This is a genomic window from Sphingomonas sp. 77B, from assembly GCF_056497825.1.
In genome coordinates, this window is sequence record NZ_JBWMBY010000001.1 from 2656311 (window position 1) to 2672500 (window position 16190).

At 67.5% G+C, this 16190-nt stretch carries 15 protein-coding genes (1 of these 15 only partly in view); 11 read left to right on the forward strand and 4 right to left on the reverse strand.

Going from position 1 to position 16190, the window contains the following annotated elements; genetic code table 11:
• Positions 1-31 precede the first annotated feature (31 nt).
• The 5 genes from AC1GI4_RS12465 to AC1GI4_RS12485 are packed head-to-tail and all read left to right on the forward strand — an operon-like array spanning position 32 to position 4317.
• Positions 32-316 carry a hypothetical protein gene (locus tag AC1GI4_RS12465; RefSeq protein ID WP_479629719.1) on the forward strand — a complete coding sequence of 95 codons (285 nt, stop codon included), beginning with the start codon at positions 32-34 and terminating at the stop codon, positions 314-316.
• Entirely contained in the window at positions 313-768 is a 456-nt protein-coding gene (locus tag AC1GI4_RS12470) for a periplasmic heavy metal sensor (RefSeq protein ID WP_479629720.1), read from the forward strand. The genes AC1GI4_RS12465 and AC1GI4_RS12470 overlap by 4 nt, the downstream gene beginning before the upstream one ends.
• Before the next feature lie 8 nt (positions 769-776).
• Complete coding sequence (locus AC1GI4_RS12475) at positions 777-1352, forward strand: RNA polymerase sigma factor (protein ID WP_479629721.1); 576 nt, start codon at positions 777-779, stop codon at positions 1350-1352.
• 32 nt (positions 1353-1384) lie between these two features.
• The gene (locus tag AC1GI4_RS12480; protein WP_479629722.1) at positions 1385-3154 is read left to right on the forward strand and encodes a copper resistance system multicopper oxidase; all 1770 of its coding nucleotides are present in this window, start codon (positions 1385-1387) and stop codon (positions 3152-3154) included.
• Positions 3151-4317, forward strand: coding sequence for a copper resistance protein B (locus tag AC1GI4_RS12485; RefSeq protein ID WP_479629723.1), 1167 nt, complete (start codon positions 3151-3153; stop codon positions 4315-4317). The genes AC1GI4_RS12480 and AC1GI4_RS12485 overlap by 4 nt, the downstream gene beginning before the upstream one ends.
• Here AC1GI4_RS12485 and AC1GI4_RS12490 read toward each other — a convergent pair.
• The 3 genes from AC1GI4_RS12490 to AC1GI4_RS12500 form a co-directional block, all read right to left on the reverse strand.
• Positions 4314-5495 (reverse strand): acetyltransferase domain-containing protein, encoded by a 1182-nt coding sequence (locus AC1GI4_RS12490; protein ID WP_479629724.1) that lies wholly within the window; start codon positions 5493-5495, stop codon positions 4314-4316. The genes AC1GI4_RS12485 and AC1GI4_RS12490 overlap by 4 nt on opposite strands.
• Positions 5492-6106: a DUF1826 domain-containing protein gene (locus AC1GI4_RS12495; protein ID WP_294275159.1), complete on the reverse strand. Its 615-nt coding sequence runs from the start codon at positions 6104-6106 to the stop codon at positions 5492-5494. Before AC1GI4_RS12495 ends, AC1GI4_RS12490 begins: the two co-directional genes overlap by 4 nt.
• A 141-nt stretch (positions 6107-6247) precedes the next feature.
• Entirely contained in the window at positions 6248-7558 is a 1311-nt protein-coding gene (locus AC1GI4_RS12500; protein ID WP_294275158.1) for a sugar MFS transporter, read from the reverse strand.
• A 184-nt stretch (positions 7559-7742) separates the two neighbouring features.
• Between AC1GI4_RS12500 and AC1GI4_RS12505 the strand changes: the two genes are divergently transcribed.
• The 5 genes from AC1GI4_RS12505 (at position 7743) to AC1GI4_RS12525 (ending at position 13756) form a co-directional block, all read left to right on the forward strand.
• Positions 7743-8837: an aldose epimerase family protein gene (locus tag AC1GI4_RS12505; protein WP_294275157.1), complete on the forward strand. Its 1095-nt coding sequence runs from the start codon at positions 7743-7745 to the stop codon at positions 8835-8837.
• A 14-nt stretch (positions 8838-8851) separates the two neighbouring features.
• Positions 8852-10648, forward strand: coding sequence for an IlvD/Edd family dehydratase (locus AC1GI4_RS12510; RefSeq protein ID WP_479629725.1), 1797 nt, complete (start codon positions 8852-8854; stop codon positions 10646-10648).
• 257 nt (positions 10649-10905) lie between these two features.
• The gene (locus AC1GI4_RS12515; protein WP_479629726.1) at positions 10906-12051 is read left to right on the forward strand and encodes a fumarylacetoacetate hydrolase family protein; all 1146 of its coding nucleotides are present in this window, start codon (positions 10906-10908) and stop codon (positions 12049-12051) included.
• Positions 12052-12062: 11 nt separating this feature from the next.
• Positions 12063-12851, forward strand: coding sequence for a D-xylose 1-dehydrogenase (gene xylB, locus AC1GI4_RS12520; RefSeq protein ID WP_294270682.1), 789 nt, complete (start codon positions 12063-12065; stop codon positions 12849-12851).
• A gap of 41 nt (positions 12852-12892) precedes the next feature.
• Positions 12893-13756 (forward strand): SMP-30/gluconolactonase/LRE family protein, encoded by an 864-nt coding sequence (locus tag AC1GI4_RS12525; RefSeq protein ID WP_479629727.1) that lies wholly within the window; start codon positions 12893-12895, stop codon positions 13754-13756.
• A gap of 306 nt (positions 13757-14062) precedes the next feature.
• Here AC1GI4_RS12525 and AC1GI4_RS12530 read toward each other — a convergent pair whose 3' ends face one another.
• Positions 14063-14833 carry a FadR/GntR family transcriptional regulator gene (locus AC1GI4_RS12530; protein WP_294270685.1) on the reverse strand — a complete coding sequence of 257 codons (771 nt, stop codon included), beginning with the start codon at positions 14831-14833 and terminating at the stop codon, positions 14063-14065.
• Between the two features lie 110 nt (positions 14834-14943).
• Between AC1GI4_RS12530 and AC1GI4_RS12535 the strand changes: the two genes are divergently transcribed.
• Positions 14944-16190, forward strand: partial view of an aldehyde dehydrogenase (NADP(+)) gene (locus AC1GI4_RS12535; RefSeq protein WP_433909032.1) — the 5' portion only. The gene runs 277 nt beyond the window's last position; only the first 1247 of its 1524 coding nucleotides appear in the window; its start codon is at positions 14944-14946; its stop codon lies beyond the right edge, outside the window.

Genomic DNA, 16190 nt, shown 5'->3' on the forward strand with positions numbered 1-16190 from the left:
GTGGCCACCGTTTTTGCGTAAGGGTTTGATGATGACCGACCCGTTCGACCGCGATCTCGCCCGATTGGCGCATATTCGTCCGCCCGCATCCCTGGATGGGTTGGAGCAACGCGTTGCGACCGCGATCGATGTCGGGTCTTCGGAAGCGGGCGGCCTGTCGCCCCGCGGGCTGGTGCTGGCGGGTGGCGCGGCGCTGATGCTGGGGATCGTCGGGGGCGGAGCGGTCGCGGGGCGGATCGAGGCGCGGGAGCGGCCGGTCGCCGTCGTCGCGCTCGATGCGGGCCTGGCGCCCTCGACGCTGTTGCTCGGCCGATGAGCGGGGTGATTGGCAAATCGGGGCGGCGGCATCTGCTGACGCTGGTGATCGCGTTCGTCGCGGCGCTCGCCGGGGTGGCGATCGGGTGCCGGTTGCTGATGCCCGCCGAGCCGCAGGCCAGCGACATCCATGTGTTGATCCACCGCGACATCGCGCTCGATCCGAAGCAGGCCGTCGCGCTCGACCGGCTGGAGGCGCAGTTCGCGGTGCGACGCGCCGAGCTGGAGGCGCGGCTTCGGGGCGATAATGCCCGGCTGGCCGCCGCGATCGAGGCGGAGCACCGTGACGGCCCGCAGGTCACGCAAGCCATCGACGCGGTGCATCACAGCATGGGCGAGCTGCAAAAGGCGACGCTGGCGCATGTCTTTGCGATGCGGGCGGCCCTTCGCCCCGATCAGGCGGCGACCTTCGATCGGCTGGTGGCGGCCAAGCTGACCGACACAGGCCGATAATCGGGCACGTGGGGGAGCGCGATCTGGCGGGGCTGGCCGATGGCGATCTGGTCGCGCTGGCCAGAGGCGGGCGGCCGGGCGCCTATGCCGCGATCGTCACGCGGCACAAGGCGGCGCTCTATCGCCTGATCCTGGCGCAGGTCCGCGATGCCGACGAGGCGCTGGATTTGGTGCAGGAGAGCTTCGTCGCGGCGCATGGCGCGCTGGGCCGGTTCGACGAGACACGGAGCCTGCGCGCCTGGCTCAGCCGGATCGCGCTCAACAAATGCCGCGACTGGGCGCGGCGGCGGCGGGTGCGCGCAATGCTGGCGCGGGTGCTGCCGGTTGAGGCGGCGGCCGAGGTGGCCGACGATCGGATCGGGGGCGAGGCGGCGGCGATCGAGCGGGATTCGCTGGCGCATACGCTGGCCGCGCTCGACGCCTTGCCCACGGCGTTGCGCGAGCCATTGATCCTCTGCGCGGTCGAGGGGCTGAGTCAGGCCGAGGCGGCGGAGGCGCTCGGCGTGAGCGTCAAGGCCGTCGAACTGCGCATCCGCCGGGCGCGCGCCGCCTTGCGCGACCAGACCGGGTTAGGGGCCGGGTGAGGGGAGGGCGGCCCCCATGCGTATAAGGGGGCATGATCGACCCGACGACCGCGATACGCCGCCGTGACCTTCTGGCCGGGGGCGTCGGCCTGACCACTCTTGCCGCCATGCCTACCTGGGCACAGCAGCATGGTGTCACGCCGCGCGTTGAGCTGATCGGCCCCGACATCACCCTGACCATCGCGCGCCAGCACATGATGATCGACGGCAAGCCCTATCATGCGATCGGCATCAACGGATCGGCCCCCGCGCCGCTGATCCGACTGCGCGAGGGGCAGCGGGCGCGGATCACCGTGGTCAATGCGCTGGACGAGGAAAGCTCGATCCACTGGCACGGGTTGCTGCTGCCCTTTCAGATGGACGGGGTGCCGGGGATCAGCTTTCCGGGCATTCCGGCGGGCGGCCGCTTCACCTATGAATTCCCCGTCGTGCAGGCCGGGACCTATTGGTACCACAGCCATTCGGGGCTTCAGGAGCAGGAGGGGCTGTATGGCCCGATCGTAATCGATCCCACCGGGGCCGATCCCATCGCGTCGGATCGCGAGCATGTGGTGCTGCTGTCCGATCACAGTCCGCTCCACCCCCATGCGATCTTTCGCCGGTTGAAGCTGCAGGGCGGCTATTTCAACTATCAGAAGCAGACGCTGGCCGGATTGCTGGCGGGCAGGGACCAGCCCTTGCGCGAGCGGCTGGACTGGGGGCAGATGCGGATGGACCCCAGCGACGTGTCCGACGTGACGGGGTCGACCTATCGCTATCTGGTCAACGGCCATGGTCCGGCGGACAATTGGACCGGGCTGTTCTCGCCCGGGGAGCGGGTGCGACTGCGAGTGGTGAACGCGTCGGCGATGACCAATTTCAACCTTCGTATCCCCGGCCTGACGCTGACCGTCGTGCAGGCCGATGGGCAGGATGTGCGGCCAGTGACGGTCGACGAGCTTCAGATCGCGGTCGCCGAGACCTATGACCTGATCGTCACGCCGACCCAGGACCGCGCCTATACGCTGGTCGCCGAGGCATGGGATCGATCGGGCATGGCGCGGGGCACGCTGGCCCCCCGGATGGGGATGGTCACGCCTGTCCCGGCGCTGCGCCCCCGGCCGCTGGCGACGATGAAGGATATGGGGATGGGCGGCATGGACCACGGCGCCACGGCGGGCGGCTGTTCGCCCGAACATGCCGCGATGGGGCATTGCCAGCCCGGTGCTGCGGTCCCGATGGATCACGGCCAGATGAGCCATAGGATGCGCGACTTCGCCAACGCCCCCGGCCTGCCGCGCACGCCCGTCGTCCAGACGGTCGCGCCGATGCCGGTCGACCGCACGGGCGAGCCGCCGCAGGGGCTGGCCGATGTCGGTCACCGCGTCCTGACCTATCGCGACCTGATGAGCGTGAAGGTCAATCCCGATACCCGCACCCCTTCGCGCGCGCTGACCATCCATCTGACCGGCAATATGGAACGCTATATGTGGGCGTTCGACGGGGTGAAGCTGAACGCCGTGACCGCGCCGATCCCGTTCCGGCTGGGCGAGCGGGTGCGCGTCACCTTGGTCAACGACACGATGATGGCGCATCCCATCCATCTGCACGGCCATTTCTTCGAGCTGGTGACGGGGCATGGCGATCATGCCCCGCGCAAGCATACGGTCAATGTCGCACCGGGCGGCACCGTGACCTTCGACCTGACGGCGGATGCCGAGGGCGACTGGGCGTTCCACTGTCACATGCTCTATCACATGCATGCGGGCATGATGCAGGTCGTCACCGTCCGGCGGGACGCGGACAAGGGAACGGCGGCATGATCGCGTTCGCACTTCTGCTCGCCGAACCGCAGCATCAGCATGACATGATGCCCGGCATGACGATGCCTGGCATGACCATGGCGCCTGCGACGAAACCGAAGGCGAAACCGGCCAAGCCCGCCCGCAAAACGGCGCAGCGTCGACGCGCGCTTCGCAAGACCGAAGCGGCGACCAAGCCCCGGGCGGCGGCGTGTTCGGTCGAACATGCCGCCATGGGTCATTGTACGCCGACCGAGGCGTCCGCCACCATGGATCACGGCGCGATGCCGGGCATGGGGACCATGTCGACGACGGTGGACTCCTGCCCCCCCGAACATGCGGCGATGGGGCATTGCAAGCCGGCCGCCCCAGCGCATGACGCGCCGGGCGCGGAGGCTTCGATGGATCGCAGCGCGATGCCCGGCATGGCCATGGATCATGGTGCGATGGCAGGGATGGCGCCGGGGCCGGTCGGTAACGCCCTGCCGCCCCCGATCCCGCGCGACCGCGCCGCCGACCGTTTCTACGACCCCGCCGCCATGGCCGCCGCCGATCGGCAGATGCGGATGGAGCATGGCGGCATGCGCTTCTCGCAGGTCCTGTTCAATCTGGCCGAGGTGCAGATCCGCGACGGGCGCGACGGCTATCGCTGGGATGGGGAGGGCTGGTTCGGCGGCGACATCCACCGGCTGGTCGTCAAGAGCGAGGGCGAAGGGACGTTCGGCGACAGGATCGGCACGGCGGAGGTGCAGGCGCTCTATGCGCGCGCGATCGACCCCTATTGGAACCTGCAAGCGGGCGTGCGGCAGGATGTAGGCAGGGCCGCACGGCGGACCTATGCGGTGGTCGGGGTCGAGGGGCTGGCCCCCTATTGGTTCGATGTCGAGGGGGCGCTGTTCCTCTCGGACAAGGGCGAGGTGCTGGCCCGTACCGAGGCCTGGGTCGACCAGCGGATTACCCAGCGCGCGATCCTGCAACCACGTCTGGAGGTGAACTTCGCCGCGCAGGACGTGCCCGATCAGCGGATCGCGGCGGGTGTCTCCAGCCTGGAGCTGGGCCTGCGCCTACGCTACGAGATCGCGCGCGAGTTTGCGCCCTATGTCGGGATCGACTGGGAACGCCGCTACGGCCCCGCCGGTGGTGGCGGGGCGGCGTTGGCTCTGGGCATCCGAACCTGGTTCTAGAAATAGCGTAGCCAGCGCAGGTCGCGGCGGCGGCGCTTCAAGTCGGCGAACCACCGGGTCGGGTAATAGAGCGGTACGATCAGCAGCAGATAAACCAGCCACATCGCCCCGACCGAAGGCAGGCCGAACACCTGCCCCTGATTGGTGCCCCAGATCGCCACCGCGCCCAGATACAGCGCGCGCAGCACATAGAGGTGGAGCAGGTAGAAGGCCATCGGCGCGCCGCCCATCACCGCCAGCTTGCGCGAAACCGACCCGCTCCGCCCCTCGAACAGCGCGAGCAGCAGTGCCGCCACGCCCAGTGTCGGCATCAGGAACAGCAGGGACGGCGGATATTTGGTCAGCGCGACAAAGCTCATGACGCTGCGCAAGCCATCGCCCGGCACCGGCGCCCAATGGGCGTCGCCATAGCCGTTGACCGTGCGCAACAGGACGAAGCCCAGGATCAGGCCCAGCCCGAGCATGGTCAGCCTGCGCCGTCGCTCCTCGGCCGGGCGGGTGAACCAGGGGCCGATCGCGTAACCCAGCGCGATGACACCGATCCAGGGCAGTACCGGGTAGGTCGTCTTGATGGTGATCCCCATCCATTCGAACGCGCTGCGCTTGTGGATCAGCGCCCAGGGCTTGAACCACGGACTGTCGGGCGAAAAGGTGATGGGGTCGAGCAGGTTGTGCCCGGCGACGATCGCCACCCCGATCGCCGCCACGCCCCAGCGCGGCAGATGGATCAGCCCGGCGAGCGCGATCATGCACACGCCGATCGCCCAGATGACCTGCAACCAGAGCGTCTGGGGCGGAAACTGCGCCGACCAGGCAAAGCCGACCAGCGTCACCTCCAGCAGCATCAGGAACAGGCCGCGGGTCAGCAGGAAACGGCTCGTCTCCGCACGGCTGTGCGTCTGGCCATAGAGCCAGGCCGATAAGCCGGTCAGCGCGATGAAGGTCGGCGCGCAGAGCGAGGCCAGCGTTCGGCCGAAGAACAGGGTAGGCGCGACCAGGCGCGCGTCCATCGGATCGCCGACCACCCAATGCGTGCCCAGCGTATCGCGCACATGGTCGAGCAGCATGATGACCATGACCAGCCCGCGCACCGCATCGATGCTGGCCAGCCGGGCGGCGGCGGCGATGGGTGGCGTGGTCGTCCGCATGGCGTCACGGGGCAGGGCTAGGCTGGTCATGCCTCCTCCTCCGGCCAGGGGGCATCGATGACCAGCAGCAGCCGATCCTCGCCGGTGCCCGCGATCGGCGGCGAGCGATGGATGATCGCCCGGTCGCCCGCGCGCTCGCGCCCCTTGAACAGGCCGACATCGCCCGCCGACAGCGCGCGGAGGGTGGCGTCATCGGTCGCGCCCTGCGGCAGCCACTGGGTCGCCTGCCCGCAATAGGTGGTGATGAGCCGCAGCCCGACATAATCGGCGTGGAATTTCCAGCAGCCATTGCCGGTGACGCGTTCGATCCGCACCTCCACCCGTTCCTCGCCGGTCCAGGTCGCATAGAGCGCCGCCAGATGCGCCACGTCGGCGGCCAGCGTGTCGTGCCAGGGCTCGGGGGACAGGGCCGTCAGCGCCTCGCGGATACCCGCCGCCACCGAGGACGTCACCGCCGCGAACCGGATCGTCGGGAAATCGGTCAGGTCGGGCGCGGGGATCGGCGATGTCCGCTCCCAGACCGCCAGCGTCACCTGTGGCTGGTCGATCGTCGCCAGCACGGTCGAATCGCGGTCGATGCGGACATGATCGGGAAGGGCGGGGGGCGGCGGGAGCGGGGCGGTATCGGCCGTCGGCGTCATGACTGTCGTCTTCGATTGTTCGTGTTACGGTGTAACATTACCAGAGCCATGGCAGGAACGAAACCCCGGGGTGCTTCTCACGCAAAAAGGGGCGGCACCTCGCGGCACCGCCCCTCATTTTGCGTTTTCTGTGGCCGCGGATCAGGCGGCGGTGTCGTCCGGGAAGATATTGGCGGGCTTCGACCCCCACAGCGCATAGGCGAGCACGACGACTTCGCAGGCCATGGTCAGGAAGAACGAGTTCTGAAGGCCGTAATGATCGGCCAGCCAGCCCTGCACGACGACGAGCGCGCCGCCCGCGATCGCCATAATCATCAGCCCCGAACCTTCCTCGGTCAGCGGGCCCAGGCCACGGATGGCGAGGGTGAAGATGGTCGGGAACATGATTGAGTGGAACAGGCCCACCGCGATCAGCGCCCACATCGCCATCGGACCCGTGGTGAAGGTGGCGATCGCAACGACGACCAGCGCGCCGAAGGCGAAGACGGTCAGCACGCGTTCCGGCGCGATCTTCTGCATCACGAAGCTGCCGACGAAACGCCCGACCATCATGCCGCCCCACAGCAGCGACAGGTAACGCGACGCCTGTTCGTGGGTGACGGCCGCGATATTGGGCTGCGACACGAAGTTCACGAACAGATTGGCGACGCCGATCTCCGCGAGCAGATAGGCGATCATCGTCGGGATACCGAGCGTCAGATTGCGATGCTTCCACAGCGAATGCTGCTTGCGCTCGGCCTTGGCGGCGCGCTGCGTCGACGAACCCAGCGCGGGCAGCGGGAAGCGGGCGATGACCACCGCCAGCACGACGAGCACGATCGCGACCAGGACATAGGGCAGGATCACCGACTGGGCGTCGGCATAACGCTGCGCCTGGGTCAGCGTCGCCCCCGCCTCGGCGGTGCCGCTGCGGCTGCGGCCGAGGATCAGATAGCCGGCGAACAGCGGCGCCAGCGTGGTGCCCAGCGAGTTGAACGCCTGCACCAGGTTGAGCCGCGACGAGCCGGTTTCCGGCGGGCCGATGACCGTCACATACGGATTGGCCGCCACCTGGAGCAGCGTGATGCCGCTGGCGATGACGAACAGCATGACCAGCGTCACGCCGTAGGACGGCAGGCTGGCGGCCAGCGTCATGCCCAGCGCACCGGCCGCCATGATGAGCAGGCCGATCACGATCGACTTCTGATAGCCGACCCGCTCGATCAGCTTGGCCGAGGGGATGGAGGCGAAGAAATAGGCAATGAACCAGACCGACTCGATCAGGGTCGTCTGGGCATAATCAAGCTCGAACACCGAACGCAGATGCGGCAGCAACACGTTGTTGATGACGGTGATGAAGCCCCACATGAAGAACAGGCTGGCGAGGAGAGTCAGGGCGGACCCGTAATTCGCCGCCTTCCCCCCGACAGGCGTTGCGCCGTTGGCACGGGACGTGACGGGTGGTGCGGCCATTGCAATCCTCTCCTTTGCGCCGGCGATCATCATCAAAAGATGTTCGTTGACCGGCTTGCTCCTGATATTTTGTCTGACTATAGTGACGCAAAAGGCGCGTCAATGGCGTCTGGCGACGAAAGGGTGAGGCATGTCGATGGCGTCAATCAAGAGCTTTCTTACTTTGGTAGCGGTAACCTCCGCAATGACTTCCACGGCCGCTCTGGCGAGCGAGGCAAAGCGCGCGCCCGCAGGCTATTCGGCCGACGGCGGCGCCATCGAAACGGTGACCCTGACCAACAAGGCCGGGCTGTCGGCGCGCGTCCTGACTTACGGCGCGACTCTGCAGTCGCTGATGGCGCCCGACCGCAACGGCAAGTTCGCCGATGTCCTGCTCGGCTATGACAAGGCCGAGGATTATGTGAACCATCCGAACTTCTTCGGGGTCACGGTCGGCCGCTTCGCCAACCGCATCGCGGGTGGCCGCTTCTCGCTCGACGGCCAGAGCTATCAGCTGCCGCTGAACGACAAGGTCAACTCGCTCCACGGCGGGGCCAAGGGCTTCGACAAGCATCTGTGGAAGATTGTGTCGATGAAGGACGGCCCCACCGCCAGCGTGGTGCTGGCGCTGACCAGCCCGGACGGTGACCAGGGCTATCCCGGCAAGGTCGACGCCACCGTCACCTATTCGCTGGACGAGGCGGGGTCGCTGACCATCGCGTTCGAGGCGAAGACCGACAAGCCGACCGTGATCAACATGACGAACCACGGCATCTGGAACCTGAACGGCGAAGGCTCGCCGCTGGGTGCGACCTTCCACAAGCTGACCATCCCGGCCACCGCCTTCACGCCGGTTGACGCCAAGCTGATCCCGACCGGCGAGCTGAAGCCGGTGGCGGGCACGGTGTTCGACTTCCGCGCTGGCCGCGTCGTCGCGGACGGCATTCGCGACGGCAACGACCAGCAGATCCGCTACGGCCAGGGCTACGACCATAATTTCGCGCTCGACAAGGGGCTGACCGCCACGCCGCAGCTGGCCGCACGGCTGGAGGACCCCGCCTCGGGCCGCGTGATGGAAGTGCTGTCGACCGAGCCGGGCGTGCAATTCTATACCGGCAACTTCCTCGACGGCACCTATGTCGGCAAGAAGGGCCATCTGTACCGCATGGGCGACGGCATCGCGCTCGAGCCGCAGAAATTCCCCGACTCGCCCAACAAGCCGTCCTTCGTTTCCCCCCGCGTCGATCCGGGTAAGCCTTACCGGCATACCATGATCTATCGTTTCTCCATCGCCCGCTGACCTGAAAGCCTGACATGACCGACACGCCCACCCAGAAGCTGCGTAGCCGCGCCTGGTTCGACAATCCCGACAATATCGACATGACGGCGCTCTATCTGGAGCGTTACCTGAACTTCGGCCTGTCGCTGGAGGAGCTTCAGTCGGGCAAGCCGATCATCGGCATCGCGCAGAGCGGCTCCGACCTGAGCCCCTGCAACCGTCATCATCTGGTGCTGGCGGAGCGGGTGCGCGAGGGCGTGCGCGAAATGGGCGGCATCGTCCTGGAATTCCCGGTCCACCCGATCCAGGAAACCGGCAAGCGTCCGACCGCCGGTCTGGACCGCAATCTGTCCTATCTGGGCCTGGTCGAGGTGCTGTACGGCTATCCGCTCGACGGCGTCGTGCTGACCATCGGTTGCGACAAGACGACCCCGGCGATGCTGATGGCGGCCGCGACGGTCAACATCCCGGCGATAGCGCTGTCGGTCGGACCGATGCTGAACGGCTGGCACAAGGGCGAGCGCACCGGATCGGGCACCATCGTGTGGAAGGCGCGCCAGATGCTGGCGGCGGGCGAGATCGACGATGCGGAGTTCATCCGCCTGGTCGCATCGTCGGCCCCCTCGACCGGCTATTGCAACACCATGGGCACCGCGACCACGATGAACTCGCTGGCCGAAGCGCTGGGCATGTCGCTGCCCGGCTCGGCCGCGATTCCCGCGCCGTACCGCGATCGCCAGGAAGTCGCCTATCTGACCGGCAAGCGCATCGTCGAGATGGTCAATGAGGATCTGAAGCCCTCCGACATCCTGACCAAGGACGCGTTCCACAACGCGATCAAGGTCAACTCGGCGATCGGCGGCTCGACCAACGCACCGATCCACCTGGCGGCCATCGCGCGCCACATCGGGGTCGACCTGCCGGTGCAGGACTGGGAGAGCGAAGGGCATAAGATCCCGCTACTCGTGAACCTGCAGCCTGCGGGCGAGTATCTGGGCGAGGATTATTATCGTGCGGGCGGCGTGCCCGCCGTGGTCAACCAGCTGATCGAGCAGGGCCTGATCCACGAGGACGCGATGACCGTCAATGGCAAGACCATGGGCGCGAATTGCCGCGGCGTCGCGATCGAGGACGAAAAGGTCATCCGTCCCTTCGCCCAGCCGCTGGTGGAGGAAGCGGGCTTCATCGTCCTGTCGGGCAACCTGTTCGACGCCGCGATCATGAAGACCAGCGTGATCTCGCCCGAGTTCCGCGAGCGTTACCTGTCCAATCCCGACGACCTGAACGCCTTTGAAGGCCCGGCGGTCGTGTTCGACGGGCCGGAGGATTATCACCACCGGATCGACGATCCCGCGACCGGCATTACTCCAGAAACGCTGCTGTTCATGCGCGGCGCCGGGCCGATCGGCTATCCGGGTGCGGCCGAAGTCGTCAACATGCGTCCGCCCGCCTATCTCATCACCGAGGGCGTGCACTCGCTGCCCTGCATCGGCGACGGGCGCCAGTCGGGTACGTCGGGCTCGCCCTCGATCCTGAACGCCAGCCCGGAAGCGGCGGCGATGGGCGGCCTGGCGCTGATCCAGACCGGCGACCGGGTCCGCATCGACCTGAACACCGGCAGCGCCAACATCCTCATCTCCGAGGAAGAGCTGGCCGAGCGTCGCAAGACGCTGGCGGCGGCGGGCGGGTACAAATACCCCGCGTCGCAGACCCCGTGGCAGGAAATCCAACGCTCGGTGGTCGGCCAGATGTCGACCGGCGCGATCCTGGAGGGGGCGGAGAAGTATCAGCGTATCGCCCAGACCCAGGGCCTGCCGCGCGACAACCACTGATGACGGCGACCGGCCGGACGGATTTCGCCGTCCGGCCGGTCGGCCCACGCCTCGACATGCGCGGGCTCGCATCCCCGTCACACTCCGCAATCGGGGGCGGTATCCATGAAATGCGCATGCGCCCGTGTTGGCCAAAGCCCGTCGGACGGGAATGTACGGCCGATCGCAGGCGGTTTGGGTCGAGGTGACCCGTTCGGCGCCTCTTGACCTCAACCCGGCAGCAATCGATACCGCTAACAAATCTGCGGAGAGGAATTATGGCCAGCAATCTTACCGACCTGATGGGCGCTTTGCCCGACGATTGGCGCGATGGGCGCTTTGTCGGTCGGATCGACCGTGGCGAGGGGCCTTGCCCCATCCTGGTCGAGAAGGGCCAGGTCTATGACATGAGCCGCGTGGCCCCCACCGTCTCCGCGTTGTTGGCGGGCGGAACGGTCGAGGCGTCGCAAGGCGAGGCGCTGGGTGAGCTGGCCGAGCTGAACCTGTCGCCCGAACACGGCGCGGCCAACCGTCTGTTGTCGCCGATCGACCTGCAATGCGTGAAGGCGGCGGGCGTGACCTTTGCCGTGTCCGCGCTGGAACGCGTGATCGAGGAGCGCGCGCGGGGCGACCATGCCAAGGCGGCTGGGCTTCGCGGCACGCTGGAAGCTGCCCTCGGCGGCAATATCCGCTCGGTCGTGCCCGGCTCTCCGGAGGCGGCGCAGCTGAAGGACGCGCTGATCGCCGAGGGGCTGTGGTCGCAATATCTGGAGGTCGCGATCGGTCCGGATGCGGAAATCTTCACCAAGTCGCCGGTCCTGTCGACGGTGGGCTGGGGGATGCCGGTCGGCGTCCGCTCCGACTCGACCTGGAACAACCCGGAGCCCGAGGTGGTGCTGGTCGCCGACACGCATGGCAAGGCGGTCGGCGCGACGCTCGGCAACGACGTCAATCTGCGCGATTTCGAGGGGCGCTCGGCGCTGCTGCTCGGCAAGGCGAAGGACAATAATGCGTCCTGCTCGCTCGGGCCGCTGGTCCGCCTGTTCGACGACGGCTTCACCATGGACGATGTCCGGTCGAGCGAGGTCAAGCTGACCATCACCGGCACCGACGGCTATGTGCTGGAAGGCGCCAGCTCGATGGACCAGATCAGCCGCGATCCCGAGGACCTGCTCGGCCAGGCGCTCAGTGAGCATCACTATCCGGACGGCCTCGTGCTGTTCCTCGGCACGCTGTTCGCGCCAACCCAGGACCGCGACGAGCCGGGTCGCGGCTTCACCCACAAGGTCGGCGACACGGTCGTCATTTCGAATCCGCGCCTCGGCACGCTGGTCAATCCGGTGATGACCTCGGCCGATGCCCCTGCCTGGACCTTCGGGCTGGGCGACCTGATGCGCAACCTGGCCAAGCGCGGCCTGTTGTGACGGAGACTTCCATGTTGCAGAAGACCAGCGCCGCGACCGACATGGTCGCGCGCTACCCCAGCCTGATCGACAAGCGCGTCATCGTGACCGGCGGCGGCTCGGGGATCGGCGAGGGGCTGGTCGAGGCGTTCGTGGCACAGGGCGCGCGCGTCGCCTTTGTCGACATTGCCGAGGACGCGGCCCGGGCGCTCGTCGACCGGCTGACCCCCGACGCGCGCCATGCGCCGATCCAGCGCCGTTGTGACCTGACCGATATCGACAGCCTGAAGGCGATCTTCGCCGATCTGGAAGCGGCGCTGGGCGGGGTCGATATCCTCGTCAACAATGCGGGCAATGACGATCGCCACAGCATCGACGAGGTTACTCCGGCCTATTGGGACGAGCGGCTGAACGTCAATCTGCGCCATCAATTCTTCGCAGCGCAAGCGGTGATCCCCGCGATGAAGCGGGCGGGCGGCGGGGCGATCCTGAACTTCGGGTCGATCAGCTGGCACCTGGGCCTGAACGACCTGGTCCTCTACCAGACCTGCAAGGCCGCGATCGAGGGGCTGACCCGCAGCCTAGCGCGCGATCTGGGCCGCGAGAATATCCGCGTAAACACCATCGTGCCCGGCAATGTGCAGACGCCGCGCCAGGAAAAATGGTATACGCCCGAAGGCGAGGCGGAGATCGTCGCGGCCCAGTGCCTCGACGGGCGTATCCAGCCATCGGACGTGGCGGCGCTGGTGCTGTTCCTCGCCTCGGACGATGCGCGGATGTGCACCGGCCACGACTATTTCATCGACGCCGGTTGGCGATAGGACCCTGGAACGAACCGGGCGAGAGCATAGGAGAGAGAGTGATGCAGCAGGCCGAACATTGCCTGACCGTGGGTGCGACGCTGGGCGAGGGCCCGATCTGGGTCGATGACGCGCTGTGGTTCGTCGACATCAAGCAGCAGCGCATCTACCGCCACGATCCGGTTGCGGGCACACTCGATCACTGGGCCTCGCCCGAAATGGTCGGCTGGATCGTGCCCGCCGAGCGGGGCGGCTTCGTCGCCGGGCTTAAGTCCGGGCCGCATCAATTCGATCCCGCGACGGGCGGCTTCGAGCGGCTGGCCGAGGTCGATACGCATCTGCCCGCCAATCGCCTGAACGATGCGTGCGTCGACGGGCAGGGGCGGATCTGGTTCGGCACGATGGACAATGACGAGACTTCGCTGTCGGGCCGCCTGTTCCAATGGGCCGCAGGGCTTGTCACGCCGACCAGCGCGGATGCGGTGTGCATCACCAACGGCCCGGCCATCTCGCCGGACGATTCGACGCTCTATCATGTCGATACGCTGGGCAAGGTGATCCTGGCGCATCCGATCCTGGGCGACGGCACGCTAGGCCCCGCGACCGAGTTCGCGCGCTTCGGCGATGCCGACGGTCATCCCGACGGCGCGATCTGCGATGCCGAGGGGGGCGTGTGGGTCGGCTTCTTCGGCGGCTGGTCGGCACGGCGCTATGGCCCGGACGGCGTGATGACCGACGAGGTGCGCTTCCCCGTGTCCAACATCACCAAGATCGCGCTGGGCGGCCCGGATGGCCGCACCGCCTATGCCACCACCGCGCGGCAGGGCCTGTCGGAGGAGCAACTCGCCGAGCAGGTGCAGGCGGGCGACATCTTCACCTTCCGGGTCGAAGTTCCGGCCAAGCCTCTCCACCGCGCGGCGATCTGAATTTTCACTCCCTCTCCCCTGGATAGGGGAGAGGGATAGCGGAGCTTGCCAGCGTGCTGGCTAGCGCAGCTTGGGTGAGGGGTTGAGCGAGCCAAAGGCTCGCGCGCTCGCGTCCCGCGAACGCCCACCCCTCACCCAGCTTCGACTAGGCCTTTGCTCTTGCAAAGACCAAGTCTGCGCAACCCTCTCCCCTCGATGAGGGGCGAGGGGAGGAAAAAGCACCACAGAATGTCGATCCGCGCTGAAAATCCCCATTCCCGAACCCGGCGTCTCGGGTGGCCCGCTCCCTTGCCGGGGGCGGGCCTTCTATCCTTCCATCGCGCTGCGGGTATCCTCCAGCGCCAGATCGACGAGCAGCCGCATCGCCTCTCCCGCCGCCTCGACATCGCCCGCCGCGATCGCGTCATAGACCTTCACATGGTCGGGCACGGGATTGCGGGGCAGCGCGCGCGACCGCTGCTTGAACTGGGTGGTCCAGGCGACGGCGGCGCCGATGCTGGCGGTCAGCACGACCAGCGCGTCGTTGCGCGTCGCAGCCAGAACCGCATTGTGGAAATCCCGGTCGGCCGCGCGCCCCGCATCGGTCGCCAGCGTGTGGCGGCGCATCGCGGCCAGCGCATCGCGCATCTCCTTCAGATCGGCTTTGTCGCGTCGCTCGGCGGCCAGCCGCGCGGCGGCGGGCTCAACGATCGACCGCAGCTCGAACAGGCTGCGCACGAAATGGATGTCCGGCTCACCCGAAAAGGCCCAGGCCAGCACATCGGGGTCGAGCAGGTTCCAGCGATTGCGCGGCAGGACGCGGGTGCCGGTCTTGGGTCGGCTTTCGACCAGCCCCTTGGCGCTCAGTACCTGCACCGCCTCCCGATATGCGCTGCGCGACACGTCGAGCGCCTCGGAAAAGGCGACCTCGCCCGACAGCGTATCGCCGGGCCGATATTCGCCCGAGACGATCGCCGCGCCCAGCTTGTGCGCGATCGCGCCGTGCAGGCGACGGCCGGTGCCGCGCCTGGCCTTGGGGGCGGCATCCTCCGGCGCCGCGTCAGCCAGGGATTTGGGCGATGCGTCCCCATTCGTCATGCTGTCACTCATCGATTGTACCTCTCCGCCCCCATCTTTGCGCACAACCTTTAACATTGCCATCGCTCCGTCAAACTAATATGTCGGAGTAATATAAAGGAGCTTCCCCAATGACCGATTTCCGTTCGATCGACGCCGCGACCGGCCAGCCCGTGGGGGAGCCCTTTGCGGTGCATGGCCCGGCCGATGTCGACGCGGCCTGCGCGGCCGCCGAGGAGGCGTTCGACGTCTATCGCGCCACCAGCCGCGAGGAGCGCGCCGCCTTCCTCGACAAGATCGGTGCCGAGATCATGGCGATCGGTGACGACCTGATTCAAGCCGCGATGCGCGAAAGCGGGCTGCCGCGCGCGCGTCTGGAGGGTGAGCGTGGCCGCACCGTCGGCCAGCTGGGCCTGTTCGCCAAGGTGCTGCGCGCTGGGGCCTATCTTCAGGTCCGCATCGACCCCGCCATGCCCGACCGCCAGCCGCTGCCGCGCCCCGATCTGCGTCTGCGCATGGTGCCGCTCGGCCCCGTCGCGGTGTTCGGTGCGTCGAACTTCCCGCTCGCTTTCTCGACCGCTGGCGGCGACACCGCTTCGGCGCTGGCTGCCGGTTGCCCGGTCGTGGTGAAGGGCCATCCCGCCCATCCGCAGACTGGCGCGCTGGTTGCCGCTGCCATCGAGCGCGCGGTCGAAGCCTGCGGCCTGCCCAAGGGCGTGTTCAGCCACCTGACCGGCCCAAGCAACGAGCTGGGCGCCGCTTTGGTCCGCGATCCGCGTATCGCGGCGGTCGGCTTCACCGGCTCGCGCGCCGGTGGTCTGGCGCTGGTCAAGATCGCGCAGGAACGCCCCGTTCCGATCCCTGTCTATGCCGAAATGTCGAGCATCAACCCGGTCGTTCTGATGCCGGAAGCGTTGAAGGCGCGCGGCGCGGCGCTCGGCACCGCGTTCGTCGGTTCACTGACCATGGGGGCAGGCCAGTTCTGCACCAATCCGGGCCTGCTGCTCGCGATCGAGGGCGAGGGGCTGGACGCGTTCGTCGACGCAGCCCGCACCGCGCTGCCCGATGCGGCGGCGCAGACCATGCTGACGCCGGGCATCCATGCTGCCTATACCAAGGGCACCGAGTCACTCGCGAGCCATGACAAGGTCGAGACGGTCGCGCAGGGCAAGGTGGGCGAGGGCATCACCGCCGGTCGCGCCGCCTTCTTCCAGACCACGGCGGAGGCTTTCCTCGCCGACGAGGCACTGGGCCATGAAGTGTTCGGGGCGTCGTCGATTCTGGTCCGCTGCCGCGACGAGGCGGAACTGACCGCCGTGCTCAAGGCCGCCGAGGGCCAGCTGACCGCGACGATCCAGATGGACGAGGGCGATACCGA